1 protein-coding gene is annotated in these 525 nt (G+C 42.1%); it reads right to left on the bottom strand.

The annotated features are described in order from the left end of the window. Positions 1 to 525: DUF6443 domain-containing protein (locus tag DRF65_RS28720; protein ID WP_228439012.1), on the bottom strand; the 525-nt coding region annotated here is incomplete at both ends.

Below are 525 nucleotides of genomic sequence, written 5' to 3'. Positions count from 1 at the left end.
GTGTCTATATATGCATTGGTAATGATCTTTCTCACCATCAGGGTCTGACCCCTTCCATTTTTGAATTCCACCGTCAGGTTCCCGTCTTCATCAGTGACTACATTTTTATACAAGGTTCCGGGAGCATAGAAGGAAGTAGCTGAAGCCAGAATAAGCTCGCTTTTGGTAGCTCCATTCTCCCAGGTTGTTTTCGTGGTATACTGATATACTTCATTAGCCATATTGGCTTCGTATGAAAATCCTACAGGTTTATTGACCCAGTCGTTACCAGGCTGAATCTGCTGCATGATTCTGTCCAAAGGTGATTTTTCCAACATCTTTTCCGAATAGATCTTTTCTGACCCATAAATCCCGGGTTGGGTTGCATTGGATAAAGGATTGGTAATAATGGCACCATTCTGAGTTCCTGATTGTGGGACAGGAAGATAATCTTTTGTCTGTCTTCCAAACTGATCATATTCGATGTGAGTGACTACATCTCTTCCTAATGGGGAAGCTTTTACATTCACTACCTGCTTGGCTCTT

This window comes from Chryseobacterium pennae (genome assembly GCF_003385515.1).
Classification (GTDB): Bacteria; Bacteroidota; Bacteroidia; order Flavobacteriales; family Weeksellaceae; genus Chryseobacterium; species Chryseobacterium pennae.
This window is presented reverse-complemented; position numbering and strand designations above follow the sequence as displayed.